The organism is Rhizobium laguerreae (assembly GCF_002008165.1).
Taxonomy (GTDB): Bacteria; Pseudomonadota; Alphaproteobacteria; order Rhizobiales; family Rhizobiaceae; genus Rhizobium; species Rhizobium laguerreae.
The window spans coordinates 1-16,289 of record NZ_MRDM01000017.1 but is presented as its reverse complement, the minus strand read 5'-3'; the positions used below and the strand labels follow the sequence as shown (position 1 = coordinate 16,289).

Here is a 16,289-nt window from a genome sequence, read left to right as displayed (position 1 = left end):
AGCTGTAGCGCGAATTCGACATCGAAGGAAAGCCAATTGGCTCAATCGGCCGCGGGCATATTGTAGGGCGTGACGATTTCGACTGATGAAAGCGAGGGCGTAACCGCGCGCGGCAAGGCAGTCGCCCGGCTGATGATCGCCCGGAAGGCCGAACGCGCATCGGTTCTGAGATCATGATGCAGCACGAAGCCGATCCGACGCGCCGCAAGCAGGGCGCGATTATCTGCATCGAGATCATGGGCGACGAAAACACGGACGGGGCGCTTGGCCGCGTCGAAGGCCGCAAGCACCGCCCGGTTGCCGCCGCCGATCGAATAGACGGCGTTAATGGCAGGATCTGCCGCAAGCGCTACCGCGGCAAGCGTTCCCGTCGCCGCATCGGTGCCGTGGCCCTCGCTGATCTCGGTAATGCCGATATCGGGATAGCGGGCGCGGATGACGCGGCGAAAGCCGATTTCGCGCTCCTCCTCGCCGCGAAACCGGCCGCTCGACAGCGTCACCAGCACCTTGCCACCATCACTGCCGAGGAATTCGCCGATCAGATAGGCGGCGGTCTCTCCCGCCGCCCGGTTGTCGGCGCCGGCATAGGCGATGCGGGCCGAATTCGGCAGGTCGGTCACCAGCGTCACGACAGGAATACCGGCCGCATCCGCCCGCGCGACGGCGGCCGCCACCTCGGCGACGTCAGGCGCCTTGAGCACGATGCCGTGCGTGCCGCGCAGCCGGATGCGATCGAGAAGCTGCACCAGCTCGGCCGGCTTCATCACCTCGGCAAAATGGAACCGGCAGCGGAAAACGCCTGGCAGGAAGGTCGCCATCTCGGCCTCGAAGGCTGCCCGCACCGCATCGCTGAAACGCTGCGGCGTCTCCATGACGATATCGATCGCCAGCATGCGGCCGCTGCCCATCGCCCCGGCCTGCTGCTTCTCAAGCTCCGCGATCGCCGCCTTCACCCGCATCTCGGTCTGCCGGCGCACACCCGGTCTGCCGTTCAGCACCCGGTCGACGGTCGCGGTGCTGAGCCCTGCCTGGAAGGCGATATCCTTGACGAGAAAGAGATGTGCCATATGACCGGCCTGATGGTTTTTTGATGGATTTCTGATCTATAACACCTGGCATCGCGGCGTATAGTGCCTCCATTGGAAAGAGGGAGGAGCCCGCCATGAAAACCGACAACCAGCAGAAACTGCGCGCTGACCGCGTCTGGCTGAGCGAAGACGCCTGCGATCTCGATGAGTTTCGCGCCCTTGCGGAAAAGACGACGGCACTTACCGATTACCCCTCGGCGTCTGCGGTCGAAAAAAACGTGCTGATCTATGACAGCCGCAAGGTGATGACGGCGGCCGCAACGCCAGAAGGCCGACGCGCCGTGCTGGCGGAAATCTGTGACGCCTTCGGCGAGGGTCCTGGTGTCGTCGTGTTCAAGCGCGCTTCCGAAGACACCGGCATCATCGACCGCGCCAGCACGATCTTCGATGCGATCATCGAGGAACAGCACCGCACCTCGACCGGGGGCGGCGATCACTTCGCCAAGCCCGGTGCCAACGACCGTATCTGGAACTCGCTGGAAAAACATTGCCTCGCCGATCCGACAAATTTCGCCGAATATTACGGCAACACCATCGTCGCTCTGGCCAGCGAAGCATGGCTCGGTCCGAGCTACCAGATGACGGCGCAGGTCAACCGCGTCAATCCGGGCGGTTCGGCGCAGTCGGCGCATCGCGACTACCATCTCGGCTTTCAGTCCTCAAAGGTAATCGAGCAGTTCCCGGCACATGTACATCGGCTCTCGCCGGTACTGACATTGCAGGGTGCGGTTGCCCATTGCGATATGCCGCTCGAAAGTGGCCCGACGCTCTTCCTGCCGTACAGCCAGACCTATGTACCGGGCTATCTCGCGCTGAAGCGGCAGGAGTTCCGGGACTATTTCGAGACCAACCATGTCCAGCTGCCACTCGAAAAGGGTGACGTCGTCTTCTTCAATCCCGCCCTCTTCCACGCCGCCGGCACCAACCGCTCGGCCGACATCAAACGTGTCGCCAACCTCCTGCAGGTCTCCTCCGCCTTCGGCCGGGCAATGGAAACCGTCAATCGCGAGAGGATGACCGCCAGGCTGTTTCCCGCCTTGAAGGCCTTGCAGGGCAGGCTCTCGCCTGACGAAATCGCCAACGCCGTCGCCGCCTGTGCCGAGGGCTACTCCTTCCCGACCAACCTCGACCGCGACCCGCCGCTCGGCGGACTGGCGCCGAAGACACAGGCGCAGCTGATGCATGAGGCGCTGAAGGAAGGCTGGAGCGATGCAGCCTTTACGGCAGCACTTGCCGAGCAGGCGGGCAAGAAGTTGAGCTAACTTGGAGGCTGGAGCCCCCTCATCCGCCCTACGGGCACCTTCTCCCCGAGGGGAGAAGGGAAATCGAGACGTTGCTGCGAATCTCTTCTCCCCAGCGGGGAGAAGGTGCCGGCAGGCGGATGAGGGGGCATCCGCACTGACATAAAAAACTTCCGCACCCGCGGGAGGCCATTCGTATGTCATCGCAAATGGAGGAACCACATGAGCACAGACCACGGCCGCCTCGACGGCAAGATCGCCATCGTCACCGGCGGCACGCAAGGGTTGGGCGCGACCATTGCCCGCCTCTTCGCCGAACGCGGCGCGGAAGGCATCATCATCTGCGGCCGCAATGAAACCAAGGGCAATGCGAAGGCGGCGGAGATTTCGGCTGCGACCGGCGCCAGGATCGTCTACGTCAAGGCCGACCTCGGCAAGGTCGAGGATGCACAGAATGTCGTGCGCGCCTGTGACGAGACCTTCGGCCGCGTCGACGCGCTGGTCAATGCCGCCGCCATCACCGATCGCGGCACCATCCTCGACACCAGCCCGGAGCTCTTCGACGCCATGTTCGCCGTCAATGTTCGCGCGCCGTTTTTCCTGATGCAGGAGGCGGTGAAGGTCATGCGCCGCGAAAAAATCGAGGGTACGGTCGTCAATATTGGCTCGATGTCAGCCAAAGCCGGCCAGCCCTTCATCGCCGCCTATTGCGCCTCCAAGGGCGCGCTGGAAACTTTGACAAAGAACACAGCCTACGCGCTCCTGCGCAACCGCATCCGCGTCAATGGTCTGAACATCGGCTGGATGGCCTCCGAGGGCGAAGACCGGATCCAGCGCGAATATCACGATGCCCCCGCCGACTGGCTGGAGAAGGCGGCGGCAAGCCAGCCCTTCGGCCGCCTCGTCGATCCGCACGAGGTGGCGCGCGCCTGCGCTTACCTATCGTCGTCCGAATCCGGCCTGATGAGCGGCTCGGTCATCTGCTTCGACCAGTCGATCTGGGGCGCTTACGACGGCTCGCCGCATCCAGAGGCCGCCCTTTGAAGAAACCGGAACCCGGCATTTCCATCGCCGGGCTCTGGCACCTCTCAGGAATTATCGCTAGGAAGAGGCGGCAGCATTCAGGGAGGAAACTGGCATGGGCGACAATCCGATTTATGAGATCCGCGACGAACGCTTCGGTGCAATGGTCATCGGCAGCGCCGGCCTCGAGGAGCTTTATTCCGGCTGCCGCTGGACGGAAGGCCCGGTCTGGTTTTCCGATCTGAACTGCCTTCTGTGGAGCGATATCCCGAATGAACGCATGATGCGCTGGACACCGGATGGGACCGTCTCCGTCTTCCGCTCGCCCTCCAACTACGTCAATGGCAACACCCGCGACCGGCAGGGACGGCTGGTCTCCTGCGAACATGGCGGCCGCCGTGTCACCCGCACCGAGACGGACGGCACCATCACCATTCTCGCCGACAGCTACCAAGGCAAGCGGCTGAACTCGCCGAACGACGTCGTCGTGCACTCCGACGGCGGGGTCTGGTTCACCGATCCGACCTACGGCATCCTGTCGGATTACGAGGGCCACAAGGCCGAGCCCGAGCAGCCCACGCGCAACGTCTACCGGATCGACCCGGCAAGCGGAGCGATCGACGCCGTCGTCGAGGATTTCATCCAGCCGAACGGCCTTGCCTTCTCGCCCGATGAGACGAAGCTTTATATTGCCGATTCAGGCTCCGCAAAACATGAAGTGCCGCGCCATATCCGCGTTTTCGACGTCACCGACGGCAGGGCGCTTGCCAACAGCCGCTATTTCTGCAGCCTCGATGTCGGCCATCCCGACGGTTTTCGTTTCGATGTCGCCGGCAATCTCTGGACGAGTGCCTCAGACGGTGTGCACTGCTTTTCGCCCGACGGCACCCTGCTCGGCAAGATCAGGGTGCCGCAGACGGTGTCCAACCTCACCTTCGGCGGCCTCAAGAAAAACCGGCTCTTCATCACCGCGACGCGTTCGGTCTATTCGATCTATATCAAGACGACCGGCGCGCAATATCCATAGATCAGACCTTCACCTTGTCGGGGCGGCCGTGCAGCGGCTCGGCGCGGTGCCAGTTCTCCAGGACGCGGCCATCGGTGTGTTTCTGCCGCGCCCAGCGGATGCCGTTCGAGATCACCTTATGCACGGTCTTGTCGTGATAGATCGGGTAGGTCTCGTGGCCGGGGCTGAAAAAGAAGATGCGCCCGCGGCCGCGCTGAAAGGTGCAGCCGCTGCGGAACACTTCGCCGCCGGAATACCAGGAAATGAACACCAGCTCGTCCGGCTGCGGAATATCGAAGGGCTCGCCATACATTTCCGAGGCATTGACCTCGAAATAGGGCGGCAGCCCCTCGGCGATCGGATGCGAGGGATTGACCACCCAGACGCGCTCCAGGTCGCCTTCCGGCGTCTCGCGCCAGGAAAGGTTGGCATTGGTCCCCATCAGCCGGCGGAAGAGCTTGGAATGATGGCCGGAATGCAGGACCAGCAGGCCCATGCCCTTCAGAACGCGCTGCTGCACGCGATCGATCAGCCCGTCGCTGACCTCCTCATGCGCCATATGCCCCCACCAGAGCAGCACGTCGGTATCATCGAGCATGCTGTCCGGCAGGCCTTCGTCAGGATCATCCAGCGTGCCGCGGCGGATTTCGAAATCCGGATGGGCGATGCCGGCGGCGATCGCTCCGTCGATACGATCAGGATAGATATCCTGAACTTCCTTGTGGACCTGCTCGTGGCGCCCTTCGTTCCAGATCGTGACCTTGATTGTCATGTCATTCCTCGATGTGTTTCAAGCGGTTGCCGAACGGATTACCCGGCCGGCGGAATCAAACAGATGGCAACCGGCGCGCTCGGCAGTCAGCGACACGCGATCGCCGGGGCGAATGGTCATGTCGCCTTCCGTGCGTACGACGATCGGCTGCTGCTGCGAACCGACTGTCAGATAGGTCTCCACCCCCAAACGCTCGACGATGACGACCTCGGCCGAAAAATCGCCCTGCCCTTGGGGTGCGAGCTTCAGATGTTCCGGCCGGATGCCGAGCTTCGCATCGCCCTGCTGCACGGCGCCATTGGCGTCTGAAAGGTCGATGGAAAGGCCGAGCGGGCTTTCCAGATGCACCTTGCCCGCATCCCGGCGCGTCGCCGTCATCGGCAGCACGTTCATCTTTGGCGAGCCGATGAAGGTTGCGACAAACTCGTTATTGGGCTGATGGTAGAGATCCATCGGCGCGCCCTGCTGAGCGACGACGCCCTTGTTCAGCACGACGATACGGTCCGCCATCGTCATCGCCTCCACCTGGTCGTGGGTGACGTAGACGACGGTCGCCTTCAGCTCGCGGTGCAGGCGCTGCAACTCGGCGCGCATCTGCACGCGTAACGCCGAATCGAGGTTCGACAGCGGCTCGTCGAACAGGATCAGCGCCGGTTTCTTGATGATGGCGCGGCCGATCGCCACGCGCTGGCGCTGGCCACCGGAAAGAGCGGCCGGGCGGCGGTCGAGATAGTCGGTGAGCTGCAGGATCTCGGCTACACCTTCCACCTGGCGGCGGATCTCCACCTCCGGCACCTTCTTCAGGCTGAGCGAGAAGCCGATGTTTTCGGCAACGCTCATATGCGGATAGAGCGCATAGGACTGGAACACCATAGCGATACCGCGCTTATCGGGCGGCACGTCGTTGATGCGCTTGCCGTTAAGGATGAGGTCGCCCTTGTCGATGCCTTCGAGGCCGGCGATCATCCGCAGCAGCGTGGACTTGCCGCAGCCGGACGGGCCGACGAAAACTGCGAACTCGCCGTCTTCCACGGTGATGTCGACGCCCTTGATGACCTCGAGCGCGCCGTAGAATTTGCGAACGTTTCTGAGATTGATCATCTGTTTCTCTTTCTTGATCTCAGCCCTTCACGCCGCCCGAGAATGTCTGGACGAGGAAGCGCCGCGCAAAACCGAAGGCGACGACGGCAGGCAGCAGATAGATGAATGCCAGCGCGGTCAGCAGGCCGTAATCGATCTCGTTGATGCGCAGGAAGGCGCGGAAAAGACCGAGCGGCAGTGTCTGCAGCTCCGGCGACGACAGGAAGATCAGCGGCAGCAGGAAATCGCCCCAGGCCGACATGAAGGCGAAAAGCCCGGCCGCAGCCAGCCCCGGCAGCGCCAGCGGGATCAGCACCCGGCGGATGCGCTGTATCAGTGTTGCCCCGTCCATCAGCGCCGCTTCCTCGTAGTCCTTCGGCAGCCCGTCGAAGAAGGTCTTCATGATCCAGAGCGCCAGCGGCAATTGCATCGTCGCAAGCACCAAGATCAGCCCCAGATAACCGTCGATGAAGCCGGTCCAGCGCATGATGTCGCGCGCATAGCTGCCGAAGATCGGCCTGAGCACTGCCGCTTCCGCATTGTTCAACGTCAGCAGAAACTTGTAGAGCGGCACGACGAGCGCCGTCGGCGGCAGCACCCGGATGAGCAGGATCGCGTAGAGGAAGGGCAGCTTCCACCAAGCGCGGGTGCGCGACAGCGCATAACCGCCGAGCCCGGAAAGCACCATGACGAGCAGCGTCGCGCTAGCGACCACGAAGAGCGAGTTGAACAGCCACTTCGCCCCGTCCTCCTTGGTGAAGACCCTGATATAGTTGGCGAAAGTCCACTGCTCCGGCCAATGCAGGAAAAGCTGGGCATTGCCGTCGAGCGAGGCAAGCAGCACCCAGAAGAACGGCACCGCGCAGAAGATCGAGATCAGCGACAGCGTCGCATAGGCAACGAGGTCGGAGCGACCCTTGTTTGCAGTTTCGCTCGGGGAAACGACGGCCATGTCAGACCTCCACCTTCATGGCTCGGACATAGGCAATACCTAATACCAGCGAGATGGCGAGCGCGACGACGGCGACCGCAGCACCATAGCCCAGCTGGAACGACGTAAAGGACTGGTTGTAGATATAGATGCTGACGACCTCGGTTGCTCCGCCTGGTCCGCCGCGCGTCAGCGCATAGACGAGGCCGAAAACGGCGATGGTTGAGACGGCCGAGATCAGCATATAGAGCAGGATCGTCGGCATCATCAGCGGCAGGGTGATGCGGCGGAACATCTGCGATGGAGTGGCGCCGTCCATGCGGGCCGCCTCGTAGATCTCCGCCGGAATGGTACTGAGGCCGGCCGTCAACAGGATCATCGCCGTGGCGATGCCGCGCCAGGTGTTGACGACGATGATCATCGACAGCGGGAAGACCTGCAGCCAGTCGGCCGGCGTGATGCCGAAGAAGCTGACGATGCGGCTGAGTGTGGCATTGTCGCCGCCCGCCAGCATCGAGATCCACATGAAACCGGCGACGACTTCAGGGGCCGCGTTCGGCAACAGGATGATCGACGAGAACACCCGCCGAAAGCGGATCGGCCGGCGCAGCGCAATTGCCGAGATCAGGCCGAGCACGAACTGGCCGATCACCGCCGAACCGATGACGAAGACGAAGGTGACGAACAGCGAATTCCAGAACTTCGCGTCGTTGAAAAGCCGCGTGTAATTCCTGAATCCGACGAAACGGGGCCGAAGGGCTGCGGCCCCGGTCAGCGCCTCATTGGTGAAGCTCAGATAGATGGAATAGAGGGCCGGGTAGATGACGAAGGCCAGAAGCAGCACCAGCGAGGGCAACAGGATCAGCAGCCATTGCCGCTCGGCGCGCTTTTCATGAGAGTTTCGGGCCATGGAAGCTCACAAACCTTATCGATGGAACCGGCTTATCGAATGAAAGCGGGAAGACGCGGGCGTTGGCGCCGCGTCTTCCGTCGTGGCGGAAGACAGGGTGCCGGAGCTTACTTGACCATGTCGTCGCCGAGCGTTTCCTTGACGTAGTCGACAAGGATCTTTTGGGCGCCGGCGGCATCGGTTTCCTTGCGCAGCAGCGCTTCGGTGGCGCGCGCCACACCTTCCGAGACCGTACCGAAACCGGAGGCCTGTTTCAGGAACACGCCATTTCCTGCCGCGGCATGGATCGGAACCAGTTCCGTCAGCTTCTGAAACTCGGCATTGTCAGCCGCATCCTTGCTGGCCGGGATGTTGCCGATGCGGGCGGCGTAGGAAACCTGCGTCTCGATCGAGCCGATCTCCATCAGCGCCTTGATCGCCAGTTCCGTATTGGCCGACTTGGAATTGACCGCCCACGGCGCAGCAAGATTGGCAAGCACATACTGGCCGCTGGTCTGGCCGGGAACAGTCCAGGTGCCGACCACCTTCGTCACGTCAGGGATCGGGTTTTTGCTTTCGCGACCCCAGTCGAAAATATAGCACCAGGAGCCGCAGGTGGTCGCGGCGAGCTTGCCGGCCGGGAACATCTGATACTTCGGCACGACCCAGGGCTCGGGTCCGAGCAGCGGCTGCGTCGGCATCAGATCCTTGTCGATCAGTTCCTTGTAGACGTTGAAGACATCCTTGATGCCTTCGCCATTCAGATCGAGCTTGCCGTCGGCATCGACCAGCTGCGGCGTCTTGGAACCGACGAGCAGATGCTGGAAACCTTCGTCGAAGGCGCCGCTTCCCCAGGAGACTCCGGCCGGGAAGAGCAAGCCGTAGGCGCCGGTCTTCTGCTTGATTTCGGCCGCGCGGTCGAGAAGCTCCTGCCAGGTCTTCGGCTGTTCGGTGGAGATACCGGCCTTTTCGAGAACGTCCTTGCGGTAATAGATTTCCTGGATACCGAGCATGAACGGCATCACATAGGTTTCACCATCCGGGCTGACGGCAAGCTCCTTGGCGACGTCATAGAGGTTGGCGTAGCCGTCCCAGGCCTTGAACTCCTTGGTAACAGGCGCGAGGTAACCGGCTTCCACCATGTCGGCGACGGCAGCCGTCGTCGGGATGGAGAATAGGTCGGGCGCGTTGCCGGCGCCGAGCTCGGTCAGGAGCTTGGTAAGATAATCCTTGTCGGGTGCCGGATATTCGATGACCTCGACGGTGACGCCATATTTCTTTTCGATCCGCTCGACCGTCGACTTCATCGCATCGATGCCGGCCTGACCGTGATTTGCAATTCGGATTGTTTCAGCCTGCGCCAGCGTCGAAACCGCGCTCAGCAGAACGGCGCACAGGCCGCCAAGAACCATCTTCTTCAATGGAAGTCCTCCCTTTTTAGAGACACGGCGCCCTCCAGCACCGGTTGCGAAAATGTACACGTATTCCAAATACTGACAAGATGGTTTTTGAAAAGATTCGAATGCGAGTTTTAATATACTGATATTACTGACATATTTAGATATTGCCATCACTATACCGTTTGTGTAATCGTGTGCACAATGCATTCAGGGAGGAATTTTCATGACTAGGAAATTACGCCTCGGCGTCATCGGCGCCGGCTTGAAGGCGGCGGAATATGCCGAGAGCTGGGTCAAGATGCCGGAGATCGAATTTGCTGCACTCGCCGACACCACGGCGGCTTCGCGCCAGCGCCTGATCGACGTCTGCCTCGCCGCTGGCGCACCAGAACCGAAGAGCTTCGAGGATTATCGCCAGATGCTTGCCGAATGCCGGGGCGAACTCGACATCGTCTACGTCTCCACCCCGCATGCCTTCCATGCCGAGCAGGCAACCGCCGTCGCCGAGGCCGGCCTCGACCTCTTCCTGGAAAAGCCGATGGTGACGACAGTCACTGAAGCCGAGAGGCTGATCGCCGCGCAGAAAAAGAGTGGCGTCACCATCGTCACCGCCTTTCAGGGCGGCCTGTCGCCGCTGGTGCTCGACACGCGCCGGCGGGCTCTCACCGGCGAATTCGGCGAGCTGATCGCCATTTCGGGCATGATCTGGGAAAGCTGGTCGTCCAACTACGACGGCCACTGGAAGCAGCAGCCTGACATCTCCGGCGGCGGCTTCATGTTCGATACCGGCGCCCACATGATGAACACCGTCTGCCTACTCGCCAATTCGGATTTCGACAGCGTGTCGGCCTACATGAACAACCATGGCAGACGGGTCGATATCGCCACCGCCGTCTCCGCGCGGCTGAAAAACGGTGCGCTGGCGACACTGACGGCCGCCGGCGAAGGCCCTCCGGGCTGCGCCTCCTACATCACCTTCTTCTATTCGAAGGCGATCGTGCGCATCGACGCCTGGGGTGGCTGGCGCGAGATCAGTATCGGGCGGACCGCCGAGCCGCGCGAGGAAGCCGAGATTCTCGGCAACCCGATGAAGAATTTCCTCGCCATTCGCGAGGGAAAGATGGAAAACTCCGGCTCCGTTGAAATGGGCCTCAGATTCGCTAGGCTATGGGATGCAATCAAGGAATCGGCAGCGGCCGACGGCGCTTCCGTCAGGATCGTCGCCCAATAGGCGCTGAAGATGAGCGGTATGAGCAGACGGCGGATCACCTCGAAGGAACTGGCGAAACTCGCCGGCGTCTCCTCCGCCACCATTTCCCGCGCCTTCTCGCCGGATTCGCGCATTGGCAGCGCCACGCGCGACCGCATCCTCGCCGTCGCGCGTGAACATGGCTACCAGCCGAACGCGATCGCCCGCTCGCTGAACAACCAGCGTTCGCGGCTCGTCGCCCTGGTCGTCAATGCGATCGGCAACCCTTGCGAGGCCGAGGAGCAGCAGCTTCTCGTCCACCGCCTGCAGGCGAGACAATTGCTGCCGATCATCCTCTGCTGCGCCGATCATTCCGACCGGCTGCAGCTGATGCGCCTTGCCTCGACTTATCAGGTCGATCACGTCGTCGTCTTCTCCGACATGGTGTCGATGCAGGATGCCGTCGATATCTTCCATACGACGAAGCCGATCATCGTCTCCTTCGAGCCGCTCGAAAACGAAAACGTCTCCAGCATTCGCATCGACGGCGCTGAGGCCGCCGACGAGATCATCGACAAGATCGTCCGCGACGGCAAAAAGCGTTTCGCCTACCTCTCCGGCACCAATTCAAGCTGGATCGACAAGCTCAGGCGAAAATGGTTCGCCGATGCGCTGGCCAAGCGCGGCCTTGCCTTCGAGGTCCAGGCCTTCGGTGACTACTCCTATGATTCCGGCTTCAAGGAAGCCGTGCTCCTGCTGCACAGGGATAAGGTCGACGCCATCATCTGCGGCAACGATGTCATGGCGATCGGTGCGCGCGATGCAGCCCGCCGGGTGCTCGGCAAGAACACGCCTGATGATATCGCCATCGTCGGCCAGGACGGCATTGCCATGGCCGCCTGGGATTGCAACGACCTGACCACGCTGAGCCTCGACCACGTCGCCTTCATCGATGCCGTCGTCGAATTGATCGAACGGCATGACGCCGAGATCGAAGGTCCGCACAGCATCACGCTCACCTGCACCGCCCGCTGGGGCTCGACCGCCTGAAGCATGTTGCCTGGAATTGTACAGCGGTTGCGGGGTGACGACATGCATGAAAAAAGCTAAAGCGCGTCGCATGAATCGAATTCGCTGTGACGTACTTTAGCTGCTCGCTCATCCATTGCGTCCAGGAGGAATACCGATGACCAGATTTTCACGCGCCGAGAGGCGCCGCAATGTCCCTGATGCCGTAACCTGGAGAGCCTGAAATGCGTTCCGTCGTTTCTTTCAACGAAGGCTGGAGTTTCCATGAGGGCTTCGGCCAGCGTTTGCTCGAAGCTTTTGATGCTGCTAGGTCGGTCAGCCTGCCGCATACCGCCGTCGAACTGCCCTTCAGCTATTTCGACGAGACCAGCTATCAGCGCGCCTTCACCTATCAGAAGGTGTTGCGCTGGCTGCCGGAATTCGAGGGCCGCGAGGTTTCGCTCGTCTTCGATGCCGCCATGGCCGACAGCGTCGTCTATCTGAACGGCGAAGAAATCATTGCCCATAAGGACGGCTACACGCCCTTCGAGGCCCGCCTCACCGGCAAGCTCGTCAAGGGCGAGAACCTCGTCACCGTCAAGATCGACGGCAGCGAGAACCCTGACATTCCGCCTTTCGGCGGCCGCATCGATTATCTGACCTATGCCGGCATCTACCGCGACGTCTGGCTGAAGGTCACCGACCCGGTCTCGATCCGCAATCTCAAGATCGAAACCACCGACGTTCTGCGCCCGGAGAAATCGGCGACCATCCGCGTCGACATCGCCAATCCCGAGGGCCGCAGCTTCTCGGCGACCGTCACCGCCACGCTGAAACAGGCCGATGGCACGGTGGTCGCCACTGCCGCGACCGAAACGATCGGCAGCCGCACCACGCTCTCCTTTGGCGGCCTCACCGGCATCGCCCTCTGGGACATCACCGATCCCACGCTCTATGACGTCACCGTCGAGCTCAGGACCGAACACGGCTCCGACCGTATTTCCACCCGGTTCGGCTTCCGCACCGCCGAATTCACGCCGGAAGGTTTCCTCCTGAACGGCAAGCCATTGAAGCTGCGCGGCCTCAATCGCCACCAGGCCTTCCCCTATGTCGGTTATGCCGCCGGCCGCTCCGCCCAGGAGCGCGACGCCGACATCATGAAGACGGTGCTGAAGTGCAATATCGTCCGCACTTCGCATTATCCGCAGTCGAAATGGTTCCTCGATCGATGCGACGCGATCGGCCTGCTGGTTTTCGAGGAGATCCCCGGCTGGCAGCATATCGGCGACGCCGACTGGCAGCAGGAATCGATCGAGAACGTCCGCCGCATGATCGAGCGCGACTGGAACCATCCCTCGATCATCATCTGGGGCGTGCGCATCAACGAATCGCAGGATGATCACGATTTCTACGCCGAGACCAATCGCCTCGCCCGTGAACTCGACAGCACCCGCCAGACCGGCGGCGTGCGTTATCTCACCGAGAGCGAGCTACTCGAAGACGTCTACACGATGAACGACTTCATCCTCGGCAATGAAGAGCTGCCGGGCGCCAACCGCCCGCGCACAGCGCTACGCGCCCAGCAGGAAAATACCGGACTATCGCACAAGGTGCCGTACCTCATCACCGAGTTCAACGGCCACATGCACCCGACGAAGATCTATGACCAGGAGCAGCGCCAGGCCGAGCATGTGCGCCGGCACCTGGAAGTGCTGAATGCCGCCTATGGCGATCCCCATATCTCCGGCGCCATCGGCTGGTGCATGTTCGATTACAACACCCACAACGATTTCGGCTCCGGCGACCGCATCTGCTATCACGGCGTGATGGACATGTTCCGCGAGCCGAAATTCGCGGCCTATGCCTATATCAGCCAGTGCGACCCTTCCGAGGAGATCGTCATGAAGCCGGTGACCTTCTGGGCGCGCGGCGAACGCAATATCGGCGGCGTGCTGCCGCTGATCATCCTGACCAACTGCGACGAGGTGGAGCTGCAATATGGCTCGCTTAGCAAACGCATCGGTCCGGACCGCGAGAACTACCCGCATCTGCCGCATCCGCCGGTCGTGCTCGACCATCGGCACTTTACCGCCGATGAGCTTGGCACCTGGGGTCTCGAATGGATCGACGGCACCTTCACCGGTTATATCGGCGGCGAGCCGGTGGCCAGCCTGACGCTGGTGGCCGATCCGTTGCCGACGACGCTGGAAGTGGTTGCCGATAGCCCCACGCTGAAAGCCCGCGAACGCGACAGCACACGCGTCATCATCCGCGCCCTCGACCAGCGCGGCCAGCGCCTGCCCTTCATGAACGATAGCATTTCGCTGAAGGTTCACGGCCCGGCAAGGATCGTCGGCCCGACCAATGTGCCACTCCAGGGCGGCACCGCCGGTTTCTGGCTGGAGGCCACGGGGTTTACTGGCGAAATCACCGTCGAAGCGATCTCCTCGCGGTTCGCGCCGGTGACGCTCGGCGTGACGGCAGGCTAGCGCATAGTCTCCCGAAAATCGAAATCGATTTTCGGAATTATGCGCAAGCTCAAAGTCTTAGAGCGTCCTTAGCGCGTCTTTCGAGACGCACGGCGCTCTAATGGCCCTCACCCGATCCGCGCCTGTGTTTCGGGATCGAAGAACACGGCCTTGTCGAGATTGAAGGCCAGGCGAGTGTTTTGTCCTGGGGCGATGCCGGTATCGGCGCGCAGGCGGGCGACGACGGATTTGCCGCCGAGCTTGGTGACGGCGAAGGTATCGGAGCCGGCCGGCTCCACCACCTCGATCAGGCAATCGCCCTCGGTCAGCGAGCGCGCCTTGCGGTCGGCGCCATCGGGATCTGTCAAGGCCTCCGGGCGGATGCCGAAGATCACCTGTCTGCCGGTATAGGCGGCCAGGCCATTGTTGCCTGATATGACCGGCAATCTCAGCGGGGCGGCATTCGGCCGCTCCAGCGAGACTTCGAGGCCGCCGGCGCCGTTTTCGACGGTGGCGTTGAGCAGGTTCATCGCCGGCGATCCCATGAAGTCGGCGACGAAGATGTTGGACGGGCTGTTATAGATCTCGGCCGGCGTGCCGAACTGCTGCAGCACGCCATCCTTCAGCACGGCGATCTTGGTCGCCAGCGTCATCGCCTCGATCTGGTCGTGGGTGACATAGACGAAGGTGGTGCCCATGCGCTGATGCAGCCGCTTGATCTCGGTGCGCATGTCGACGCGCAGCTTGGCGTCGAGATTGGAGAGCGGCTCGTCGAACAGGAAGACCTGCGGATTGCGCACCAGCGCCCGGCCCATGGCGACACGCTGGCGCTGGCCGCCGGACAGCTGGCTCGGCTTGCGGTCGAGCAGATGCCCGATCTGCAGCATGTCGGAGACCTGGGCGATCGCCCTAGCACGCTCCTCCTTGGGTACGCCGCGGATCTCCATGCCGAAGGCGATGTTGCCCGATACCGTCATGTTTGGATAGAGCGCATAGGACTGGAACACCATGGCGATGTCGCGCTTCGAAGGATGCAGGCCGCTGATATCGCGCCCGTCGATCCGGATATCGCCCGACGTGATCGTCTCCAGCCCGGCAATGGTGTTGAGCAGGGTGGACTTGCCGCAGCCGGAGGGGCCGACCAGCACGAGAAAGCCGCCCTTTTCGAGTTCGAGGTCGATCCCCTTGAGAATATCGACGGCGCCGAAGCGCTTTTTGAGACCGGAGATTTCGAGGAAGGCCATGGATTACCCTTTGACAGCGCCCGCCATCAGACCGCGCACGAAGTAGCGGCCGGCGAGGATATAGACGATGAGCGTCGGAACGGCGGCGATCATCGCCGCCGCCATGTTGACATTGTATTCGACGACGCCGGTCGAGGTGTTGACGACATTGTTCAACGCCACCGTCATCGGCATGGTGTCACCGGTGCCGGCATAGGCAGACNCATCGCCGCCGCCATGTTGACATTGTATTCGACGACGCCGGTCGAGGTGTTGACGACATTGTTCAACGCCACCGTCATCGGCATGGTGTCACCGGTGCCGGCATAGGCAGACGCAAACAGGAAGTCGTTCCAGATATTGGTGAACTGGTAGATCACCGTGACGACGATGATCGGCAGCGAGTTCGGCAGCATGATGCGGCGGAAGATCTGGAAGAAGCTGGCGCCATCGACCTGGGCGGCCCTGACAAGCTCGGTCGGAAAGGCCTCGTAGAAATTGCGGAAGAACAGCGTCGTGAAGCCCAAGCCATAGACGACATGCACGAAGACCAGATTGACGGTCGGATTGCCGAAGCCGAAGTTGAAGCCCGTGGCATTCTGCAGCGTCATGCCGAAGCGGCCGAGACTGCCGAGGATCGTCGCCATCGGCAACAGCACCGACTGGAACGGGATGAAGCAGGCAAACAGCATCAGCCCGAACACCAGCGTATGGCCGGGAAAGCGCCATTTGGTCAGGACATAACCGTTCAGCGCCCCCATGATGGTGGAGATCGCGACGGCCGGCACCACCATCTTGATCGAGTTCCAGAAGTAGCCCTTGATGCCGGCGCAGGTCAGACCGACACAGGTCTCGCCCCAGGCCTTGATCCAGGGATCGAAGGTCGGCGCTTGCGGCAGCGCCAGCATGTTGCCGTTCTGGATCTCGTCCATGGTCTTGAACGAGGTCGTCAGCATGACGAAGAGCGGCAT

At 61.9% G+C, this 16,289-nt stretch carries 13 protein-coding genes and 3 pseudogenes; 6 read left to right on the top strand and 10 right to left on the bottom strand.

Features of this window, described 5'->3' with window-relative positions; all coding sequences use genetic code 11:
• Positions 1-41 precede the first annotated feature (41 nt).
• The gene (locus BS630_RS24120; protein ID WP_077979404.1) at positions 42-1,067 is read right to left on the bottom strand and encodes a LacI family DNA-binding transcriptional regulator; all 1,026 of its coding nucleotides are present in this window, start codon (positions 1,065-1,067) and stop codon (positions 42-44) included.
• Between the two features lie 95 nt (positions 1,068-1,162).
• Between BS630_RS24120 and BS630_RS24115 the strand changes: the two genes are divergently transcribed.
• Entirely contained in the window at positions 1,163-2,350 is a 1,188-nt protein-coding gene (locus BS630_RS24115; protein ID WP_077979403.1) for a phytanoyl-CoA dioxygenase family protein, read from the top strand.
• A 3-nt stretch (positions 2,351-2,353) separates the two neighbouring features.
• Here the strand turns inward: BS630_RS24115 and BS630_RS38145 are convergent.
• Positions 2,354-2,533 (bottom strand): annotated as a pseudogene (locus BS630_RS38145) (hypothetical protein); the annotation flags it as partial.
• Positions 2,534-2,551: 18 nt separating this feature from the next.
• Here BS630_RS38145 and BS630_RS24110 point away from each other — a divergent pair.
• Both BS630_RS24110 and BS630_RS24105 read left to right on the top strand, forming a co-directional pair.
• Positions 2,552-3,373 (top strand): SDR family oxidoreductase, encoded by an 822-nt coding sequence (locus tag BS630_RS24110; RefSeq protein WP_025396129.1) that lies wholly within the window; start codon positions 2,552-2,554, stop codon positions 3,371-3,373.
• Positions 3,374-3,467: 94 nt separating this feature from the next.
• Complete coding sequence (locus BS630_RS24105) at positions 3,468-4,379, top strand: SMP-30/gluconolactonase/LRE family protein (protein ID WP_077979402.1); 912 nt, start codon at positions 3,468-3,470, stop codon at positions 4,377-4,379.
• A gap of 1 nt (position 4,380) precedes the next feature.
• Here BS630_RS24105 and BS630_RS24100 read toward each other — a convergent pair whose 3' ends face one another.
• From BS630_RS24100 to BS630_RS24080, 5 genes are all read right to left on the bottom strand, one after another.
• Positions 4,381-5,130 carry a ThuA domain-containing protein gene (locus BS630_RS24100; protein ID WP_077979401.1) on the bottom strand — a complete coding sequence of 250 codons (750 nt, stop codon included), beginning with the start codon at positions 5,128-5,130 and terminating at the stop codon, positions 4,381-4,383.
• An 18-nt stretch (positions 5,131-5,148) separates the two neighbouring features.
• A complete protein-coding gene (locus BS630_RS24095) occupies positions 5,149-6,231 on the bottom strand; it encodes an ABC transporter ATP-binding protein (RefSeq protein ID WP_077979398.1) in 1,083 nt (360 codons plus the stop codon).
• Positions 6,232-6,250: 19 nt separating this feature from the next.
• On the bottom strand, positions 6,251-7,162 hold the full coding sequence (locus BS630_RS24090) for a carbohydrate ABC transporter permease (protein WP_077979394.1): 912 nt from the start codon (positions 7,160-7,162) through the stop codon (positions 6,251-6,253).
• Between the two features lies 1 nt (position 7,163).
• Positions 7,164-8,051 (bottom strand): carbohydrate ABC transporter permease, encoded by an 888-nt coding sequence (locus BS630_RS24085; RefSeq protein ID WP_025396134.1) that lies wholly within the window; start codon positions 8,049-8,051, stop codon positions 7,164-7,166.
• 107 nt (positions 8,052-8,158) lie between these two features.
• The gene (locus BS630_RS24080; RefSeq protein ID WP_025396135.1) at positions 8,159-9,451 is read right to left on the bottom strand and encodes an ABC transporter substrate-binding protein; all 1,293 of its coding nucleotides are present in this window, start codon (positions 9,449-9,451) and stop codon (positions 8,159-8,161) included.
• Between the two features lie 202 nt (positions 9,452-9,653).
• On the opposite strand from BS630_RS24080, the gene BS630_RS24075 reads away from it, so the two are divergent.
• The 3 genes from BS630_RS24075 to BS630_RS24065 all read left to right on the top strand — a co-directional run bounded on the left by BS630_RS24075 (position 9,654) and on the right by BS630_RS24065 (position 14,116).
• Positions 9,654-10,661: a Gfo/Idh/MocA family protein gene (locus tag BS630_RS24075; protein ID WP_025396136.1), complete on the top strand. Its 1,008-nt coding sequence runs from the start codon at positions 9,654-9,656 to the stop codon at positions 10,659-10,661.
• A gap of 9 nt (positions 10,662-10,670) precedes the next feature.
• Positions 10,671-11,669 carry a LacI family DNA-binding transcriptional regulator gene (locus BS630_RS24070; protein WP_025396137.1) on the top strand — a complete coding sequence of 333 codons (999 nt, stop codon included), beginning with the start codon at positions 10,671-10,673 and terminating at the stop codon, positions 11,667-11,669.
• Positions 11,670-11,872: 203 nt separating this feature from the next.
• Entirely contained in the window at positions 11,873-14,116 is a 2,244-nt protein-coding gene (locus tag BS630_RS24065; protein ID WP_077979393.1) for a glycoside hydrolase family 2 protein, read from the top strand.
• 107 nt (positions 14,117-14,223) lie between these two features.
• Here BS630_RS24065 and BS630_RS24060 read toward each other — a convergent pair whose 3' ends face one another.
• The 3 genes and pseudogenes from BS630_RS24060 to BS630_RS24050 form a co-directional block, all read right to left on the bottom strand.
• Positions 14,224-15,339 carry an ABC transporter ATP-binding protein gene (locus BS630_RS24060; RefSeq protein ID WP_077979390.1) on the bottom strand — a complete coding sequence of 372 codons (1,116 nt, stop codon included), beginning with the start codon at positions 15,337-15,339 and terminating at the stop codon, positions 14,224-14,226.
• Between the two features lie 3 nt (positions 15,340-15,342).
• A pseudogene (locus tag BS630_RS38730) lies at positions 15,343-15,441 on the bottom strand (carbohydrate ABC transporter permease); the annotation flags it as partial.
• 86 nt (positions 15,442-15,527) lie between these two features.
• Positions 15,528-16,289 (bottom strand): annotated as a pseudogene (locus BS630_RS24050) (carbohydrate ABC transporter permease); the annotation flags it as partial.